This is a genomic window from Peribacillus sp. NPDC056705 (assembly GCF_043656335.1).
Genome location: NZ_JBHTYI010000198.1, coordinates 1 through 1,348 on the forward strand (window position 1 = coordinate 1; position 1,348 = coordinate 1,348).

At 36.5% G+C, this 1,348-nt stretch carries 1 protein-coding gene; it reads left to right on the forward strand.

Annotated features, from left to right (window positions below; all coding sequences use genetic code 11):
- Positions 1-52: 52 nt before the first annotated feature.
- Positions 53-1,348, forward strand: a protein-coding gene (locus tag ACFRAK_RS28890) for an IS3 family transposase (RefSeq protein WP_387605025.1) whose coding sequence is annotated in 2 segments (ribosomal slippage) — positions 53-503 and positions 503-1,348 — 1,297 coding nt annotated over the 2 segments. Because the reading frame shifts where the segments join, the coding sequence is not laid out codon by codon here. This gene is flagged as partial in the annotation.

The following is a 1,348-nucleotide window of genomic DNA, read 5'->3' on the forward strand; positions in this document are numbered from 1 at the left end:
TGAACTGCCCCGTAAATGTTAGACACCAACTAACATTTATGGGGTGTTTTTTATGGCCAATTTTTCTGCCGAACAGAAAATATTCATTACACGACTTTACCTAGAAGGAAAGCACAGCTATATGGATCTTCAAAAGATATTTGAAGTCTCGTATCAAACGATACAAGGATGGGTTCGTTTATACCAAATTCAAGGAGCCGATGGATTTAAGAAATCCTATACAAGTTATTCTGCGGAGTTTAAAATGGATGTACTTAATTATATGAATGAAACGGGTATATCTTCTTACGACGCAGCCGCAAGGTTTAATATTTCTTCTCCAGCTTTAATTCGGACCTGGAGAATAAATTTTACTGCCTATGGAGTAGATGCCCTAATTTCTAAGAAAAAGGGGCAATTATCCATGAAAAAGAAAAAAGAAACCAATCCATCCAATCAAGTTGAAGGTTCAGTTGAAGCGCTTGAAAAACGAATTAAACAACTGGAAATGGAGAATGCGTATTTAAAAAAGTTGAATACTTTAGTTCAAATGCAGGAAAAATTACAACCAAAATCAAAGCGCAAGTAATTTATGAACTAAAGTCCATGTATGAGGTCGTGGCCTTAATTAAAGTCGCTGATATTCCACGTAGTACGTACTATTATTGGGAAAAACGCTTGAATCGGGAAGATAAGTATTCGAGGGTAAAAGCCGCTATTCAGTCTATCTATCATGAACATAAAGGACGTTACGGGTATCGTCGTATCACTAACGAGCTAAAGAAATATGGGTTTTCTCACAATCCAAAGACCATCAACCGCCTCATGAACCAAATGGGCATAAAATGTTTAGTCCGAATGAAAAAGTATCGTTCGTATAAGGGGCATGTTGGTCGAGTTGCCCCCCATATTTTACAACGTGATTTTCAAGCTGAGAAAATGAATCAAAAATGGGTAACAGACGTAACGGAATTTCGTTTATTTGGGGAGAAACGTTACTTATCCCCGATCCTTGATTTATGTAATGGTGAAATTATTGCCTACAAAGTGATGAAACGGCCTGTTTATAAACTGGTTGGAGATATGTTAAATGAGGCGATTAAACACCTAAAACCAGAAGATACGGTCATCCTCCATTCGGATCAAGGGTGGCATTATCAAATGAAGAAGTATCAAAAAACGTTAAAAGATTCTCGCATTATACAAAGCATGTCCCGTAAGGGAAATTGTTTAGATAACGCAGTCATAGAAAACTTCTTTGGCTTGTTAAAGTCTGAATTGCTTTATCTCCAAGAGTTTGAAAGTATGGAGCACTTTGAAAAGGAATTAGATGATTATATTCATTACTATAACCACAAACGTATGAAGA